This window comes from Capnocytophaga canimorsus, assembly GCF_002302565.1.
Classification (GTDB): domain Bacteria; phylum Bacteroidota; class Bacteroidia; order Flavobacteriales; family Flavobacteriaceae; genus Capnocytophaga; species Capnocytophaga canimorsus.
On record NZ_CP022382.1, the window covers coordinates 1,747,916 to 1,764,002 of the forward strand.

The window sequence follows — 16,087 nt, forward strand, 5'->3', positions numbered from 1 at the left end:
AATGGCAAAGGTAAAAACAGCGTATTTCTGTCAGCACTGTGGTACACAATACAGCAAATGGCAAGGTCAATGTTACGGATGTAAGCAGTGGAACACCATTGTAGAGGAAGTGGTTCAAACTGAAGAAAAAAAAGCGTGGCAAGAGCCAGAAGCTAAACCTAAAAAAGTAAAATACATTTCCCTTTCTGAAATTGATTCAGCACAAGAAACTCGCTTAAAAACCAATAATAACGAACTGGATAATGTGCTTGGAGGAGGCTTGGTACCTGGTTCGGTTACCTTGCTTGGAGGCGAACCAGGTATAGGTAAAAGTACACTTTTGCTTCAAATAGCGCTTAATTTGCCTTACAAAACGCTCTATGTTTCTGGGGAAGAAAGCGAAAAACAGATAAAAATGCGAGCAGATCGTATCAAAAAAAATACGGGAAACTGCTATGTACTGACCGAAATCAAAACCCAACATATATTTCAGCAAATTAAAGAGCTCAAACCTCAAATCCTGATTATTGACTCCATACAAACCCTACAATCGGACTATATAGAGGCTTCGGCAGGAAGCGTATCCCAAATTCGCGAATGTACCTCCGAGCTAATAAAATTTGCTAAAACCACCCACGTACCTGTCATTTTGATTGGGCATATTACCAAGGACGGTCACATTGCTGGTCCGAAAATATTGGAGCATATGGTTGATACCGTACTTCAGTTTGAGGGCGATCGCAACCACGTGTATCGTATTTTACGCGCTTTAAAAAATCGTTTTGGTTCTACTTCCGAATTGGGTATTTTCGAGATGTTGGGCGACGGTTTGCGCGAAGTAAACAATCCTTCAGAAGTACTTATCTCGAAAACGGAAGAAACCATTAGTGGAACAGCCATTGCTGCAACTTTGGAAGGAATGCGTCCTTTAATGATTGAAATTCAAGCCTTGGTAAGTACGGCTGTTTACGGAACGCCACAACGAAGTGCAACGGGGTTTAATGCCAAAAGGCTTAATATGTTATTGGCGGTACTTGAAAAAAGAGCTGGTTTTCGCCTTGGAGCCAAAGACGTTTTCTTGAACATTACTGGAGGTTTCACTTTGGACGATCCAGCTACCGATTTAGGAGTGGCAATGGCGATACTTTCTTCCAATGAAGATATTGCTATTGAGAAAAATGTGTGTTTTGCTGCTGAAATTGGGCTAGGAGGTGAAGTTCGTCCTGTACAGCGTGTGGAACAGCGCATTACCGAAGCTGAAAAATTAGGCTTCCAAACCATTTTTATTTCCAAATACAGCAAATTGGCAATAAAAAATCCTGCAATAAAAGTGGTCAAAGTGGCTAAAATAGAGGAAGCTATTCAAATCCTTTTTGGGTAATATTTTTCAAAAAGTGATTTTATTCGGTTTCTTCGTGATTGAGCAAATATTGAATTACGGTAGCTGCCGCGTGTAGCCCAAAGGTAGCGGGCATATAGCTAATGGTGCCGTAGAACGACTTTTTAAAATTCGTTCCGTCGGTGTGCTGCATAGTATCTTTTGGAGCAACTTCGGTAGAAAAAACAGCTTTAAATCCAGAATGAATACCTTCCTTTTTAAGTCGTTTTCGGATGTTTTTGGCAAGGGGGCAATCTCTGGTTTTTCTAATGTCAGTAACCATAACTTTTGAAGGGTCTAACACACCACCTGCGCCCATACTACTAATGAGTTTTATTTTTTTGGTTTTGGCGGCTTTTATCAAGTTTAATTTCGGGGTGATGCTGTCAATACAATCCAAAACGTAATCAAACTCGCTAGAGACCAATTTAAAGGCACGTTCGGGCGATAAAAATTCGTGAAGAACGGTGAGTTTCAATTCTGGATTGATGTCCAAAAGACGATTAGCCAACACTTTAGCTTTTGACTTCCCGAGTGTGGAATGCAGAGCAGGTAGTTGGCGGTTGATGTTAGTTACATCGAACGAATCACCATCAACAATGGTCATTTTTCCTACACCACTACGAGCGATAAATTCGGCAGCAAACGAGCCTACGCCACCCAATCCTACTATTAAAATATTTGCTGATTTAAGTTTTTCAATTCCTTCCGATTTTACTAATAATTCCGTACGTTCTAGCCAATTTTTCATCTCCATTTTTTTCAGGGTGCAAAAATAATATTTTTTGGTTTAGAAAAACAATTCCAAGAAATTACACTTACTAATGGAATTTAAGCACTTCATAAGAAATATACTATGTAAATTTAAAGAATTATCGTTACATTTGCACAACTTAAAAACATTTACTTATGATTAAATTAATTCACTCCTATTGGGCGTATTTGACACTCATTGTGTTGGTTGTTGCTGTTATCAACGCAATTATTGGTTTTTTCTCTAAAAAAGAATACAAATTAGGAGATTTACGCATAGGGCTTTTTGCTCTTATTGTATCTCACATTCAATTTCTTTTAGGGCTAATTTTATACTTCATTTCACCTCTATTCGCTTCGTGGTCAGAAGCAGGAGCTAAAACTATTATGAAAGACAGTTACTTGCGTAAAATGTTGGTGGAACATCCTTCAATGATTCTCATCGCTATTACGCTAATTACTATAGGCTGGTCTTTACACAAAAAACAAAAAACTTCGCAAGGAGCTTTTGGTAAAATTGCATTTTTCTACGCATTGGCATTATTGCTTATTTTATTTGTAATTCCTTGGAATGTTTGGATTTAGTTGAAAAAATAAAATTTTGATAATGAATTGCTTTAATTGTTCTTGTCCCTGTGACACTGATGCTAATTACTGTAAACACTGTGGAGTGGATTTGCACAAAGGAAAACAAACAAATGGGATATCTTTGGCCGATATTTTTCTTGTTGTTTTTCTAGTTATCTGTTTGGTAGCTATGGTAGGATATAATTTCGTTACCTCTCCTTCAAACTGGTTTGAAGATAGTTTTCTTAAGTTGGCTTACACCATAATTTCGATAATTGCTAGTTTGAGCTATGTGTTGATTCCGTTGGCTATTAAAAGTTTACCTTTAAAAGTAGTTTCAGGAGTTATTGTACTGATTTTATTGGCTAGTGATATTTTCAGGCTATTAGAATTTTCATTCTCTTTTTAAGAAATTATTTCCATTGTAGGGTTTCCATAATCTTACGTACGTCTTTTTCTAAGTAGTGCGTGGCAGGTTGAATAGAGTCGTAATTGGGCAAAGCCTTAAAATATACAGAACCTGAAATGAAATGAGAAATACTATCAGTGGCATAAAATTGTGCCTGAGAGGCAGCATTACCATATACCTGATAAAACATACCGTAAACGCGGTTGGTTTGGTTTACAAACGGCGTTGAAGCAATGTTATCTGCCTTTACGGTATGCTCAAAGGTAAGTTTTTGAGCGTCACGCAATAAACTACGAATATTACCCTGTACTTTTTTATATGAAATGTAAATGGTGGCTTTCATTTTAGGATAATGGATATTCAAATCGCAAGAGCCCGCCTTTTGGTTTACTTTTGAATTTGTATTGACTTGAAATTCAAAAGGACATTTTTGTTGCAGATTAAACACTTGATAATTAGCTCTAGGATACTCCAAACGAAGTACCCCTTTGGGTTTGGGAAAAACGTCGCCCCCGCAAGAAATAAGCCCCAAAACCAAAATAGCAATCCAAAAACTACGAATGTACATTACGAATAATTTTGATTTGTTTTATACGTTTTTTATCAAAAGCCTCTACCGTAAATCGATAATTATGAAACGAAATAGGAATGCCCTTTCGGGGAAAATTTCCTGAAATTTCAAGTAAAAAACCGGCTAAGGTTTCAGCATCTCCCCGATGGTCTTCAAAGAGGTTTTCATCTTCTTCAAGCTGTAAAATGCGATAAAAGTCTTTTAAAGCTGTCTTCCCTTCAAAAACAAAGGTATCCTTGTCAATTTGCGAATATATTACATCTTCATCATCAAATTCATCACTAATGTCGCCTACTATTTCTTCTATAATATCCTCCAAAGTAACAATTCCTGAAGTGCCACCATACTCATCAACCACCACCGCCAAATGAATTTTCTTTTCTTGAAATTCACTAAGCAAATCGTCCAACTTTTTATTTTCAGGAACAAAAAAAGCTTTTCTTTTTACTTTTACCCAATCAAAATCAGTATTTTCGATATGCGAGAGCAAATCTTTTACATAAATAACTCCTGTGATATTGTCAATATTATCACAATATACAGGTATTCGAGAATACCCCATTGTGATGATACTTTCCAAGACCTCTGAAAAAGGTAAATTTTCATTTAAGGCGAAAATATCAATACGTGGGGTCATCACCTCAGTGGTTACCGTATTACCAAAAGAAACAATGCTTTCCAGGATTTTTTTCTCCTCGCGGGTGGTATCATCATCAGAGGCAAGTTCCAATGCCTGAGAAAGTTGCCCTACGGAAATATTAGAGGTTTTTCGTCCTAATTTTTTATGTATCCAAACGGTGAAGTTACGCATAGGCAAACTCAATGGCGAAAACAAAATATCCAATACATACAGCGGATAAGCAACCTTATTGGCAAAAAAACGATTATTTCTGTTGGCATAAATTTTAGGTAAAATTTCACCAAAAAGGAGGATTAAAAAAGTGACAAGGCCAACATCTATTATTGTTTTTAGACTAATGATGCCAAAGAGCTGATAATCTACTTTTCCAAAGAGAAAATCCCCTAAATCAACAAATAGTAAAACGATGGAAATATTTATTAAGTTATTAGCTATAAGTATAGTAGCTAATAATTTTTTAGGAGAATCAAGCAAGTTAGCAATAATCTTTCCGGTGGGGGTTCCGTCTTCTCTAGCAGCATTAACCTCTGTGGAAGAAAAAGAAAACAACGCCACCTCAGCACCCGATATTAGTGCCGAACAAAGCAAAAGTGCCAAAAAAGCTACGAATTGAACAATCAGCGTAGTGTCAATGGTTGATAACGTTAGAAATAAACTGGGGGGATCTGAATCCAAAATCAATCTTTTTAGTTAAACATCATTAAAAAGGTAAGTCTGAATTTTCTTGAGGTTTTGCCGTGTTTTGATTGCCTGTGGTAGGCTTGGTATTTACCTCTTTTTTACTTGATAAAAAAGTAAATTCAGTCACGTGAACCTCTGTAGTATAATTAGTTACATTATTTTCACCTTGCCACTGGCGGGTTTTTAATCTTCCTTCAACATATATTTTATCGCCTTTAGATACGTATTTTTCAAAGATTTCAGCTACTTTGTTACGAACCACAATATTATGCCACTCGGTGGTGGTTACCTTTTCGCCCGTACTTTTGTTTACATACGAATCATCTGTAGCCAACGGAAAACGCCCGATGCAGTTTCCGTTATCAAAATAAGAGATTTTTATATCATCTCCCAAACGCCCAATCAGCATCACTTTGTTTAATGTTCCGTTCATAATCAAAATATTTATGTTTTTCCAAAGGTATATAAAAAATATTAAAAACCAAATTCTTTTATGAAATTTGCCGTTAAAATAGATACCGGGAAGTGCTGTAAATCCGACAGATAAATCCCTTCTTCAAGCGATTGCGAAACGTTGACTATCCAGAAAAAGGCGTGAATATGCTGGTGCGATAATTTATGCACAATAGGTTTTTCATTCCATAAAGTCATTTCAGAGTACGAGTACGGATATTTTTTCAAATAATCGTACATCAAACTGATAGCATTTTCGGACTCTATCATCGGGAATTCATACAAACCCTGCCAAATATCCTTTTCGGTTCGCTTTTGTAACAAAGTTCTTTTTTGAGGGTCTTGAAGGATAAAATAATTAAAAAAACGCTTACGCACCTTGGCTTTCCCTTTCTTTACAGGAAGTTGCGAAACTTGTCCGTTAGCTTTTGCCCAACATTTATCAGAAAATATGCAATTTTCACAATCGGGAGATTTGGGTTTGCACTGCATCGCTCCAAAATCCATAATTGCCTGATTGTAAGCCCCTGGATTTTTAACATCAATGAGCTGCGATGCCAATTTTTTAAATATACTTACTCCTTCGGAAGTATCAATAGGAGTATCAATACCGAAAACACGTGAAAGTACGCGGTAAACGTTACCATCTACCGCCGCACTAGGCTGACCGTAACACACCGAGGCAATGGCACTTGCCGTATAGTCGCCAATACCTTTTAGCTTCAATAATTCAGCGTGCGTTTTTGGGAAGACACCTTGATTTTCAAAGGCTATTTTTTGGGCGGTTTGATGCAAATTTTTCGCTCGAGAATAATACCCAAGCCCTTGCCATAGTTTGAAAACCTGATCCTCTGAAGCGTAAGCTAAGTCAAAAACTGTAGGAAAATGAAGCAAAAAATTCTCATAATAAGGCAATCCTTGTACAACACGAGTTTGTTGTAAGATAATTTCTGAAAGCCAAATTTTGTAAGGGTCTCGGGTTTCTCGCCAAGGCAAATTACGCTTTTCACGCTCATACCACCGCAAAATACGCCGAGAAAAGAAATCTTTTTCGGAACTATCTATCAATGAAGACCTATTTTATTGATTATCCTTCTTTTCAGAAGGGTTTGTTTTATCTTCCTCTTTAGTAGCATCTTTAAATTCTTTAATGCCACTGCCTAAACCGCGCATCAATTCCGGAATTTTTTTTCCTCCAAATAAAAGAAGAATCAAAATCACGATAAGTGCTATTTGCCAAGGACTTACAACGCCTAAAAATATTGTAGAAAACATAATTATTCCAAGTTTATTTGCGACAAAGATACAAAAAACAAATTTAAAACATCTATTTCAATTACAAAGAAGTTATAAAGTCACCCTCAAAGATTTTGAAGCTATCTTTCTTGCATATAGTTAACCCAAAATGATTTGTTATACCGATTCCTCTTTCGAAAGGTGTGAGCGAAAGTGAGAAAGTGGTAGGTAGGTGTAAAAATTCAAAAATGGTTCAGTATTACTACATAGAATTCATAAAAAATCCACTGATAATCAGTAGATTTTTTATGAATATGATGATTTTTATAAAATAAGCATTGCATCACCGTAGGAGTAGAATTTGTATTTCTCTTTTACGGCTTCTTTGTAGGCTTTCATTATCAAGTCGTGCCCTGCAAAGGCTGAAACCATCATTAAAAGTGTGGATTTTGGTGTGTGAAAATTAGTTACCATAGCATCAGCAACGCTGAAATCATAAGGAGGAAAAATAAATTTATTTGTCCACCCCACAAAAGGATTTACCGTTTTTTCAGAAGAAACGGAACTTTCCAAAGCTCGCATTACCGTTGTTCCTACAGCACACACCCGTTTTCTGCCTACTTTTGCTTTGTTAATAATTTTTGTAGCACTTTCTGGAATTAAAACTTCCTCACTATCCATTTTGTGTTTTGATAAATCTTCAACCTCTACTGGGTTAAAAGTACCCAAACCTACGTGTAGGGTAACTTCGGCGAAGTCAATTCCTTTTATTTCAAGGCGTTTCATTAAGTGTTTTGAAAAATGAAGCCCTGCCGTTGGAGCAGCTACCGCTCCTTCGTGCTTGGCATAAATGGTTTGATAACGCTCTTCGTCTTCGGGCTCTACGGCACGTGAGATGTATTTAGGTAGAGGGGTTTGCCCTAGCTCAGTAAGTTTATTGCGAAATTCTTCATACGAACCATCATATAAAAAGCGTAAGGTTCTGCCTCGAGAAGTGGTATTGTCGATAACCTCGGCAACTAAACTTTCGTCTTTACCGAAGTACAATTTATTTCCGATTCTGATTTTCCTTGCTGGATCGACCAAAACATCCCATAGGCGTTGTTCGGCATTGAGCTCTCGAAGTAGAAAAACCTCAATTTTAGCTTTGGTTTTTTCTTTATTTCCGTACAATCTTGCAGGGAAAACCTTGGTGTTATTTAACACGAAAACATCACCATCATCAAAATAATCAATCAAATCTTTGAAAAGTTTGTGTTCTATTTCTCCTGTTTTACGATGTATTACCATCAAACGGGCTTCGTCTCGGTTTTCGCTGGGATATTCTGCCAATAACTCCTTAGGCAAATCGAAATTAAAATTGGATAGTTTCATACTTGAAAAATGTGTGTTAAAAATAAACTTTAATACCACCGAATGTAATAAAAATCAGCCATTATTAAAGGGGTGCAAATATACGCTTTCAAAGGGGCGTTTGTCAAGTAATTTTAGAATTATTTCCTTTTGTCTGAAAATAGAATAAAAATTCCGCCCGAAAATCACCTTGATTTTCGGGCGGAGTTATGAAACCAACTTATTTCTCTATTTGTTTTTCTGGTAACGTTGTGCTACGTTTTCCCAATTGATAATATTAAAAAAGGCTTCAATATAATCAGGACGACGATTTTGATAGTTCAGGTAATAGGCGTGTTCCCAAACATCTAACCCCAAAATTGGAGTACCCGAGCAACCCATTTCAGGCATCAACGGATTGTCTTGATTGGCTGTCGAACAAATTTCAAGTTTTCCGCCTTTATGTACGCAAAGCCAAGCCCAACCCGAGCCAAAACGAGTGGCAGCTGCCGCTGAAAAAGCCTTCTTGAATTCTTCAAAACTACCAAAAGTTTCATTGATAGCTGTTTCCAAAGCTCCTGAAGGTTTTCCACCTCCGTTGGGTGAAATAACTTCCCAAAATAGGTTATGATTATAATATCCTCCTCCGTTATTACGAACGGCACTATTTTTCATATCTAGATTTTGAAGAATTTCTTCAATAGATTTATCTTGCAATGCAGTATCTTTAACAGCCGCATTCAAGTTAGTAGTGTAAGCATTATGGTGCTTGGTGTGATGAATCTCCATAGTACGAGCATCAATGTGTGGCTCTAATGCATCGTAAGGATAAGGTAATTTGGGTAATTCAAATGACATAGTATTTTTATTTTTTAGTTATGGGAACAAATATAATAAAAAAATACGGATTTAACAAATCAATCGGTTGATAGATTGGCGTTACCCATAATAACAATTCCTTTTTGAAGCAATAAGTTATTCGGATAACATATCAGCTCTTCATCCTTAGTTTTGAGTAAGGTATAAAAAGATTTTATATCCACAATTTCTGCCTCAATGGGGTATTCTTTATCCATAATCTGAATGCGATTTCCTATCTTGAAGGGAAATGAAAAGAACAAAATAATTCCTGCTGTAATATTGCTTAAAATAGACCATTGAGCGAACATTGCCACCCCAATAACGGTAAATATTGATGAAATTACTAGCAATGCCCGCTCTCCTTCTACTCCCCAAACCGTAATGAGTAAAACGCAGGCAAACAAGGTAATAAACATATTCATATACTTGATTACCAAATTTATCCTCGCTTGAGAAAAGTCGGACTTTTTACCGAATTTATAGATAAGGGAGTTGGTAATTAAGCGCACGACTAAAAAAGCAATGATTACCAACACAGTCGCTATGATTTGTTGACTGTGATCTTTAAAAAAGGAAGCGTCAAAAATTGTAGTCATTTTGTATTACTGTTTTTTCTTCCAAAGCGCTATATTTTGTTCAATCATTTTAACGTATCCTTGATTTCCTGCCTTTTGAGCTGCTTCAAGGGCTTGGTTGGCTGTTTTTAAGGCATCTGTAAAATTGTTTTTAGCGGCTTGTATTTCCGATTTCAATTTAAGTACCCAATAGGCTTTAGGGTTCAGCTCAGCGGCTTTATTTACCCATTCTATAGCTTTATCCAAATCCATATTTTGTTCAAAATAATAGGCTGCAGCCCTATGATAGTCAGAAGCCGTAGGTCCTGCCATTGTTTTTTTGATACTTTCCAAAACAACTTGATGTGAATTAACCCCAACAAGCACTTGCACTAAAGTTTGTTCCCAAGTGATGCTTAAAAAGCCTTCATTGGGTTTAAGTTCATCAAAACCAATACGAAACGTTTCTACCTTGGGGCTTATCGTTTGAGGAGTTACTGTAACTTCGGCGACCACTTTTTTGGGGTCGTAGTTATTACCTGGATCACCCCAAATTTGATGATCGGCATACAAAAGTACTTTCCATAGCTTCTTTCCTGGAACGGAATATAGTGCATATTTTCCTTCCTTAACTGGAATCCCTCCAAAGGTAACATCGGTTGAAAACTCAATGGTAGTAGCCGCATTGGCTCCAGTTCTCCAAATTTTATCGAAAGGTACCAAATCACCAAAAATCATTCTCCCTTTTATGGACGGACGTGAATAAACTACCTCTACCTCCGTAAGTCCAATGGTTTGATTTACCACCGATTTGGGGCTCACATCGGGCGTTTTAACCTGCCCCCAAACACAAATCACCCAAAATAAAGCAACCCAAAAAAACATTCTATTTTTCATACGTATATAGCATTTTAAAAAACTTATTGCCCAAAGATATAACCAAAATTTGGAATATTTAAGCAACAATTAGCGGTTTAACGAAATTTCTTAAATTAGTGAAAATCAAAAATGCGTATCCTTAAGCCGTCAATAGAAAAGATTTTAAATATATATTAAGTTAAATTTGAGCAAAAGTAAAGAAAATAATTTTGATTTCTTTTTTGCTTTTAAAATAGATATTTTTAATTTTGTTAGTGTATTTGAAAATAGTACGAAGGTAAACAGAAAACAAGTTAAGTTAGCTTTAGCAGAACTTGAAAAAGAAATGGAAATCTTTGGAACTATGCAAGGAATTCAAAATGCGTTATCTGATGGGCATGGTCTTATTGACTAATTAAGAATAGAAAACTAAACTGTGAAATTATGAAATTATATTTGTTATTTTTTGTGATGAGTGCATCATTGCATTCTTTTAGCGTTCTTTCCCAAACCAAATCGTACGAAAATCAAACGGAGCCAATCTTATGTAGTGAATCTAATTCTGTGTTTAAGGATTGTTGTGAGTATATGTCTCACCAAGCAAGTGCGAATGGTTTATTTTTTATTAGTTTTAAGGGAAAAAATATTACAAAAAAAGTAAATTCACCTGATGGTAAATTTACAGTAGTACCTGATAGTGAACAGGTGTATGATTGTAGTTTTAAAAAGTACTCCGTTCAGATGGATAAAAGGTCTTTTTTTAGCTATGATTACTATTATCTATCTAATAAAATTTCCTACAATTTTGAAGGGGAGGACTATATGCTTTCAACAATTGATGGTTCATGTGATACCTGTATAAAAGAGCTAAAAATTTCTCACCTTAAAAAGGATACGGGAGAGATTATGTTAATAGAGTTTCAAAAAGATGTCCATTTGTTATCAAAAAAAGCGAATACTCTAACAATTAAGAAAGGAAGTTACTGCATTTTTGTAATGTAAAAAATAAGATAATAAAATCCGCCAGTCGGCGGATTTTTAAATTATAAAAACATGAACAAAATTCGCCTAATATATTTTATAGCAATACATTATAAAATAACAGCTTAAACAATTATGCTACTCAATTGACCAAACAAAGAACAAAAACATTCAGCTTCATATTATTCGGATAAATACACTTTTTCATTAGAAATAACTGAAAAATGTAGAATGTATATATTGCCCTTTGATATAGCTTTCCAAAACAAACTGATGGGAATGATTGTAAATAAGCTCATTTTTATATAAAAAATCAAAGTTAAATCTATTTTAATTGAATAAATTACAATGTATTTACCTCTTTCTTAAAACAACAGGTCCCATATTGTAAGAACTCACGTTATTTTAGTGTACATAAACATCTTTTAATTTTGTGATTTAGTTTTATTTTTGCCTACAAAATCATTAAAAAAATTATAGAAATGAGTTTACTTGAAGAATTGAAAAACCGAAGCCAAAATCAATGCGAATTTTGTACATCAACTGAAAATTTAGCCATTTACGAAGTTCCACCTACGGGTACTGGTGGGGTTGATGGTAGCCTTTTGGCTTGTTCTACGTGTATTTCGCAAATTGAAAATCCCGAAACTACCGATCCTAACCACTGGCGTTGCCTCAATGAAAGTATGTGGAGTGAGCATCGGGCAGTGAAAATAATGGCGTGGCGAATGCTCAATCGGTTAAAAAATGAAGGTTGGTCGCTTGACCTGCTCAATATGTTGTATTTGGATGACGAAGAACTGGCTTTTGCCAAAGCATCAAACGACCATTTAGACGAAAGCGAAAAAATCATTCATCGTGATTGTAATGGTGCTGTACTTCAAGCTGGAGATAACGTAGTATTAATTAAAGATTTAAAAGTTAAAGGTAGTAGTATGGTTGCCAAACAAGGCACCGTAGTTCGAAAAATTTCATTAGACCACGAAAACGCTAACTATATCGAAGGCAAAGTAGATGGACAACAAATCGTTATTGTTACTCAATACGTTAAGAAGGCATAGTTACAATAGAGTTACGTTCAAAATAGGTTTTGTACCAACTGAAAGCAGAATATGAAACAAACTATTTTAAATGAATTGCGATCCACTATTGGAGACGAAACTATTGATTTTTATGTATTTGCTGAACGAAAAGTGCCTAGATTAGCCTCTATTTTCTTTATATTTTTTGGAATACTTTTGACAATAATGGTTTTAGGAATTGGAGGATTCGATTTCGAGAAAAAAATTGGGGCTGGAGGAGATTCTTTTTATAACACGATGAATGCCTTTATGATAATGGTCAGTGGTATCTTTGTACTTATTGGTATAGGAATAACGATTTGGGGAGTGGTTTCTTTCTTTCAAAATGGAGGTCACTTTGTCGGAACGCCCACACGTTTAATTCATTACAAAAAAGGCTCTACCCAAATATATCCGTGGGGTGATTTTACAGGGAATATTGATATGAACTCTTCTAAGCGTTATATTACTTTTTTTCTGCATAGCAATCTAAAAGTAGAAGTAGAAGGTAATATGTATATGATTTGTGATGTGATTAATTTATTTTCAGCAGATAATATTTTAGAAATAGAACGGATTTCTCGTCAGCGAATTACTGAAAATAAAGATAGTAACAAATTTGCATTTTAACAATGAAAAGAACAATACCTCAGTCACTGAATTATGTAATTAATGGTGAAAATGTAGAATTTTTTAGTTTTTCCCGACGAAGTGCCACTTGGAACAATGTGATTTTATCATTTGTTATGGGGTTGATTTTTAGTGTGGTAGGTGTTTTTGTTTTAGATATCGAAATGAATTTATTTGCCTTTCTTCGAGGAGAATACGGGGAAGAAACCAATATTATAGCACTTCTTTCAGAGGGTAGATTACCCGTGTTGGTTATAGGAAGTTTATTTTCGCTTGCAGGTATGTGGGTTTTTATGTCAGCTATTTTTATGATTTTCAGCGAAGGAGGCTATTTTGTAGGCACTCCCACAAGGCTTATTCATTACAAAAAAGGAGATGTGAAAATCTATATGTGGGAACTTTTTACCGATGAAATAAAAGTGGATATACACAAAAGCTACATTCGATTTACATTAAAAATAGGTAAGTATGAAAGGAAAGACAAAACAGAAGTTTTCGTTCCCTATAAGGTTGAAGTCATTTCCGCAGAAAATGTTTCAAAAATAGAAAGAGTGGCTCGTGAGCGGATTCGTTCTCTCAGTTATTCAGCAAGATAACATTTGAAAAAGAAAAAACCTTGTACTGAGTTTACATTTAATTTTCAAAAAAGGTTAACTTTGTGGCTTCAAATTCAAATTTTATGTTAGAGGAATTAAAAGAACAAAAATCAAATAATTTTATTGAAAATATTATTGAAGAAGATTTAGCAAATGGATTTTCTTCTAGCAAGTTGCGTTTTCGTTTCCCACCAGAGCCTAATGGCTATTTGCACATTGGTCACGCTAGTTCAATATGTTTGAACTTCGGATTGGGGTTGCGTTATCAATCGCCTGTAAATCTGCGGTTTGACGATACCAATCCGTCTAAAGAAGAGCAAGAATACGTTGATGCCATCAAACGCGATGTGGAGTGGCTCGGATTTGAGTGGGACAGAGAGTGTTACGCTTCTGATTACTTCCAAGAATTATACGATTGGGCGGTGCAGCTCATCAAACAAGGAAAAGCCTATGTAGATGGGCAAACTTCCGAGGAAATCGCCAAACAAAAAGGAACTCCTACCCAAGCCGGTACTGAAAGTCCGTATAGAAATACTTCCGTTGAGGAAAATTTACAACTTTTCGAGCGAATGAAAAACGGCGAATTTGAAAACGGAAAATATGTGCTTCGTGCCAAAATCGATATGGCATCGCCTAATATGTTGATGCGTGACCCGATCATCTACCGAATTATGCATTCAAGTCATCATCGTACTGGAAATCAGTGGTGTATATATCCTATGTACGACTGGGCTCACGGCGAAAGCGATTATTTGGAGCAAATTTCGCACTCCATTTGTACGCTTGAGTTTTTGCCACACCGCGAATTGTACGACTGGTTTTTAGACCAAATTATTGACAAAGATAAAGTCCGCCCCAAACAACGTGAGTTTGCTCGTCGAAACCTATCGCATACCGTTGTGAGCAAACGAAAATTGTTGCAATTGGTCAACGAAAAACACGTTTCGGGTTGGGACGACCCGCGTATGCCCACCATATCAGGCTTACGCAGAAGAGGTTACACGCCCGAGTCTATCCGAAAATTTGCTGACACCATCGGAATTGCCAAACGCGAAAATTTGATAGATGTTTCATTATTAGAGTTTTGCATTCGCGAGGATTTGAACAAAAAAGCAAATCGCGTAATGGCGGTGCTTGACCCTGTTAAACTGGTGATTACCAATTATCCCGAAGGAAAAGAAGAATGGTTAGATGCTGAAAATAATCCCGAAGAAGAGGTTTTGACATTCCGAAAAGTGCCTTTTTCGAGAGAAATTTATATCGAAAAGGAAGATTTTAGAGAAGAAGCCAACAACAAATTTTTCCGGTTGAAATTAGGTGGGGAAGTTCGCTTAAAAAATGCGTATATTATTAAGGGAGAAAGTGTTGTGAAGGATGAAAACGGAAATATTACCGAAATTCATTGTACATATGACCCCGATAGCCGTAGTGGAAGCGGTACGGAGGCGAGTAAACGCAAAGTGAAAGGTACATTGCATTGGGTATCAGTTCCTCACGCATTGGAGGCGGAGGCACGTATTTACGACCGTTTGTTCACCGTTGCCGAGCCTGACCGTCAAGAAAAGGACTTTTTGGAATACGTAAATCCCGATTCACTTAAAGTGACGACCGCTTACGTGGAACCGAGTTTGAAAGATGCCAAAGTGGGCGAGGGCTTCCAATTCCAACGATTGGGCTATTTCAGTCTCGACCCTGATTCAACCCCCGAAAAATTGGTTTTCAATAAAACCGTTGGACTGAAAGATACTTGGACGAAGGTAGAAGAGAAATAGTGATTTAGCTAAGGGCAAAAACTTGCCCTTGTTTTTTTAATATACTTCTATAGGTATAGACTGACAAAATATTACAAAAGTCAATAATTATGAAAAAAATAATTTTTGTATTTTGAGACCTTTTCAAGAACCGTTTATCCTCTATTTTTTTGTATTAGGATGATTTAGGGCAAAGTGGAAAAAAATGGTACTTTTTTAATTGATAGAAAATCCCTAAATTTTGTGTGTTGATTGTAAGAGAAAGCAAACTCTGCTTAGGAGCAACTTGTCAGGTCTGACAATCTCCACATTGGAAGTGTTGCTTTCCATTTCTTTTTTGATGATGTTATTAGAACTGATACCACTTCAATAGACTTTTAAAATCTATAAATATTTTAATAAACAACCCCATTAAAGATGTATTGTACTGAAAAAATAGTCCTTTGCTTACGGATACGGAGCTAATGTTACAGATAGTCCCTCCAAATCGGGGGTAATGGGAATTTGACAACCCAAACGGCTATTTTCTTGAACGTGATACGCCTCAAAGAGCATTGCTTCTTCCTCATCTGACTTCTCTGGGAGCGGAAAATCATCATCTACATAGCACTGACACGAGGCACACATTGCCATACCTCCACAAACTCCCACAGTGCCTTCTTCTGCCAATTCATAGGCACGAACCACCTCCATAAGACTCATTCCCATATCGGTAGGAGCTTGTATGGTGTGCTGTATGCCATCTCTGTCTGTTATTTTTATCGTTACATCGCTCATTATACGTTCTCTTTTTTTA

General features: G+C 36.2%; 20 protein-coding genes. 9 read left to right on the plus strand and 11 right to left on the minus strand.

Going from position 1 to position 16,087, the window contains the following annotated elements; genetic code table 11:
• Nucleotide 1 precedes the first annotated feature (1 nt).
• A complete protein-coding gene (radA, locus tag CGC47_RS07705; RefSeq protein ID WP_095900201.1) occupies nt 2–1,360 on the plus strand; it encodes a DNA repair protein RadA in 1,359 nt (452 codons plus the stop codon).
• Nucleotides 1,361–1,379: 19 nt separating this feature from the next.
• On the opposite strand, the gene CGC47_RS07710 is transcribed toward radA, so the two are convergent.
• The gene (locus tag CGC47_RS07710; protein ID WP_370444584.1) at nt 1,380–2,114 is read right to left on the minus strand and encodes a tRNA threonylcarbamoyladenosine dehydratase; all 735 of its coding nucleotides are present in this window, start codon (nt 2,112–2,114) and stop codon (nt 1,380–1,382) included.
• A 152-nt stretch (nt 2,115–2,266) separates the two neighbouring features.
• Here CGC47_RS07710 and CGC47_RS07715 point away from each other — a divergent pair, with 152 nt between their 5' ends.
• Entirely contained in the window at nt 2,267–2,695 is a 429-nt protein-coding gene (locus CGC47_RS07715) for a hypothetical protein (protein WP_095900202.1), read from the plus strand.
• Nucleotides 2,696–2,780: 85 nt separating this feature from the next.
• Complete coding sequence (locus CGC47_RS07720) at nt 2,781–3,086, plus strand: hypothetical protein (protein WP_013996241.1); 306 nt, start codon at nt 2,781–2,783, stop codon at nt 3,084–3,086.
• Between the two features lie 4 nt (nt 3,087–3,090).
• Here CGC47_RS07720 and gldD read toward each other — a convergent pair whose 3' ends face one another.
• The 9 genes from gldD to CGC47_RS07765 all read right to left on the minus strand — a co-directional run bounded on the left by gldD (nt 3,091) and on the right by CGC47_RS07765 (nt 10,311).
• Nucleotides 3,091–3,654 (minus strand): gliding motility lipoprotein GldD, encoded by a 564-nt coding sequence (gldD, locus tag CGC47_RS07725; RefSeq protein WP_042001071.1) that lies wholly within the window; start codon nt 3,652–3,654, stop codon nt 3,091–3,093.
• Nucleotides 3,641–4,972, minus strand: a complete 1,332-nt coding sequence (gene gldE / locus CGC47_RS07730; RefSeq protein WP_042001122.1) for a gliding motility-associated protein GldE — start codon at nt 4,970–4,972, stop codon at nt 3,641–3,643. The genes gldD and gldE overlap by 14 nt, the downstream gene beginning before the upstream one ends.
• Nucleotides 4,973–4,997: 25 nt before the next feature.
• The gene (locus tag CGC47_RS07735; protein WP_042001068.1) at nt 4,998–5,411 is read right to left on the minus strand and encodes a single-stranded DNA-binding protein; all 414 of its coding nucleotides are present in this window, start codon (nt 5,409–5,411) and stop codon (nt 4,998–5,000) included.
• A gap of 41 nt (nt 5,412–5,452) precedes the next feature.
• Nucleotides 5,453–6,499, minus strand: coding sequence for an A/G-specific adenine glycosylase (gene mutY / locus CGC47_RS07740; RefSeq protein WP_095900203.1), 1,047 nt, complete (start codon nt 6,497–6,499; stop codon nt 5,453–5,455).
• A 12-nt stretch (nt 6,500–6,511) separates the two neighbouring features.
• Complete coding sequence (gene tatA, locus CGC47_RS07745) at nt 6,512–6,706, minus strand: twin-arginine translocase TatA/TatE family subunit (protein WP_013996246.1); 195 nt, start codon at nt 6,704–6,706, stop codon at nt 6,512–6,514.
• 285 nt (nt 6,707–6,991) lie between these two features.
• Nucleotides 6,992–8,041, minus strand: a complete 1,050-nt coding sequence (queA, locus tag CGC47_RS07750) for a tRNA preQ1(34) S-adenosylmethionine ribosyltransferase-isomerase QueA (RefSeq protein WP_013996247.1) — start codon at nt 8,039–8,041, stop codon at nt 6,992–6,994.
• A 207-nt stretch (nt 8,042–8,248) separates the two neighbouring features.
• Nucleotides 8,249–8,857, minus strand: coding sequence for a superoxide dismutase (locus CGC47_RS07755; protein ID WP_042001066.1), 609 nt, complete (start codon nt 8,855–8,857; stop codon nt 8,249–8,251).
• 59 nt (nt 8,858–8,916) lie between these two features.
• A complete protein-coding gene (locus tag CGC47_RS07760; protein WP_095900204.1) occupies nt 8,917–9,456 on the minus strand; it encodes a mechanosensitive ion channel domain-containing protein in 540 nt (179 codons plus the stop codon).
• Between the two features lie 6 nt (nt 9,457–9,462).
• Nucleotides 9,463–10,311 (minus strand): DUF2911 domain-containing protein, encoded by an 849-nt coding sequence (locus CGC47_RS07765; RefSeq protein WP_095900205.1) that lies wholly within the window; start codon nt 10,309–10,311, stop codon nt 9,463–9,465.
• Nucleotides 10,312–10,477: 166 nt separating this feature from the next.
• Between CGC47_RS07765 and CGC47_RS07770 the strand changes: the two genes are divergently transcribed.
• From CGC47_RS07770 to CGC47_RS07795, 6 genes are all read left to right on the plus strand, one after another.
• Nucleotides 10,478–10,687 (plus strand): hypothetical protein, encoded by a 210-nt coding sequence (locus tag CGC47_RS07770; protein ID WP_041988252.1) that lies wholly within the window; start codon nt 10,478–10,480, stop codon nt 10,685–10,687.
• A gap of 29 nt (nt 10,688–10,716) precedes the next feature.
• Nucleotides 10,717–11,274 (plus strand): hypothetical protein, encoded by a 558-nt coding sequence (locus CGC47_RS07775; RefSeq protein ID WP_095900206.1) that lies wholly within the window; start codon nt 10,717–10,719, stop codon nt 11,272–11,274.
• Nucleotides 11,275–11,735: 461 nt separating this feature from the next.
• Entirely contained in the window at nt 11,736–12,314 is a 579-nt protein-coding gene (locus tag CGC47_RS07780) for a PhnA domain-containing protein (RefSeq protein ID WP_041985639.1), read from the plus strand.
• Nucleotides 12,315–12,365: 51 nt separating this feature from the next.
• Nucleotides 12,366–12,944, plus strand: a complete 579-nt coding sequence (locus CGC47_RS07785) for a hypothetical protein (protein WP_042001059.1) — start codon at nt 12,366–12,368, stop codon at nt 12,942–12,944.
• 2 nt (nt 12,945–12,946) lie between these two features.
• Complete coding sequence (locus CGC47_RS07790; RefSeq protein ID WP_042001057.1) at nt 12,947–13,540, plus strand: hypothetical protein; 594 nt, start codon at nt 12,947–12,949, stop codon at nt 13,538–13,540.
• An 83-nt stretch (nt 13,541–13,623) separates the two neighbouring features.
• On the plus strand, nt 13,624–15,312 hold the full coding sequence (locus CGC47_RS07795; protein ID WP_095900207.1) for a glutamine--tRNA ligase/YqeY domain fusion protein: 1,689 nt from the start codon (nt 13,624–13,626) through the stop codon (nt 15,310–15,312).
• 426 nt (nt 15,313–15,738) lie between these two features.
• On the opposite strand, the gene CGC47_RS07800 is transcribed toward CGC47_RS07795, so the two are convergent.
• Nucleotides 15,739–16,068, minus strand: a complete 330-nt coding sequence (locus CGC47_RS07800) for a 2Fe-2S iron-sulfur cluster-binding family protein (protein WP_041987672.1) — start codon at nt 16,066–16,068, stop codon at nt 15,739–15,741.
• Nucleotides 16,069–16,087 lie beyond the last annotated feature (19 nt).

Excerpts from the sequence above, each read along its gene's own strand:
- radA (WP_095900201.1), top strand. The coding sequence starts at position 2 with ATGGCAAAGGTAAAAACAGCGTATTTCTGTCAGCACTGTGGTACACAA.
- CGC47_RS07710 (WP_370444584.1), bottom strand. The coding sequence starts at position 2,114 with ATGGAGATGAAAAATTGGCTAGAACGTACGGAATTATTAGTAAAATCG.
- CGC47_RS07715 (WP_095900202.1), top strand. The coding sequence starts at position 2,267 with ATGATTAAATTAATTCACTCCTATTGGGCGTATTTGACACTCATTGTG.
- gldD (WP_042001071.1), bottom strand. The coding sequence starts at position 3,654 with ATGTACATTCGTAGTTTTTGGATTGCTATTTTGGTTTTGGGGCTTATT.
- CGC47_RS07735 (WP_042001068.1), bottom strand. The coding sequence starts at position 5,411 with ATGAACGGAACATTAAACAAAGTGATGCTGATTGGGCGTTTGGGAGAT.
- tatA (WP_013996246.1), bottom strand. The coding sequence starts at position 6,706 with ATGTTTTCTACAATATTTTTAGGCGTTGTAAGTCCTTGGCAAATAGCA.
- queA (WP_013996247.1), bottom strand. The coding sequence starts at position 8,041 with ATGAAACTATCCAATTTTAATTTCGATTTGCCTAAGGAGTTATTGGCA.
- CGC47_RS07755 (WP_042001066.1), bottom strand. The coding sequence starts at position 8,857 with ATGTCATTTGAATTACCCAAATTACCTTATCCTTACGATGCATTAGAG.
- CGC47_RS07760 (WP_095900204.1), bottom strand. The coding sequence starts at position 9,456 with ATGACTACAATTTTTGACGCTTCCTTTTTTAAAGATCACAGTCAACAA.
- CGC47_RS07765 (WP_095900205.1), bottom strand. The coding sequence starts at position 10,311 with ATGAAAAATAGAATGTTTTTTTGGGTTGCTTTATTTTGGGTGATTTGT.
- CGC47_RS07775 (WP_095900206.1), top strand. The coding sequence starts at position 10,717 with ATGAAATTATATTTGTTATTTTTTGTGATGAGTGCATCATTGCATTCT.
- CGC47_RS07780 (WP_041985639.1), top strand. The coding sequence starts at position 11,736 with ATGAGTTTACTTGAAGAATTGAAAAACCGAAGCCAAAATCAATGCGAA.
- CGC47_RS07785 (WP_042001059.1), top strand. The coding sequence starts at position 12,366 with ATGAAACAAACTATTTTAAATGAATTGCGATCCACTATTGGAGACGAA.
- CGC47_RS07790 (WP_042001057.1), top strand. The coding sequence starts at position 12,947 with ATGAAAAGAACAATACCTCAGTCACTGAATTATGTAATTAATGGTGAA.
- CGC47_RS07795 (WP_095900207.1), top strand. The coding sequence starts at position 13,624 with ATGTTAGAGGAATTAAAAGAACAAAAATCAAATAATTTTATTGAAAAT.
- CGC47_RS07800 (WP_041987672.1), bottom strand. The coding sequence starts at position 16,068 with ATGAGCGATGTAACGATAAAAATAACAGACAGAGATGGCATACAGCAC.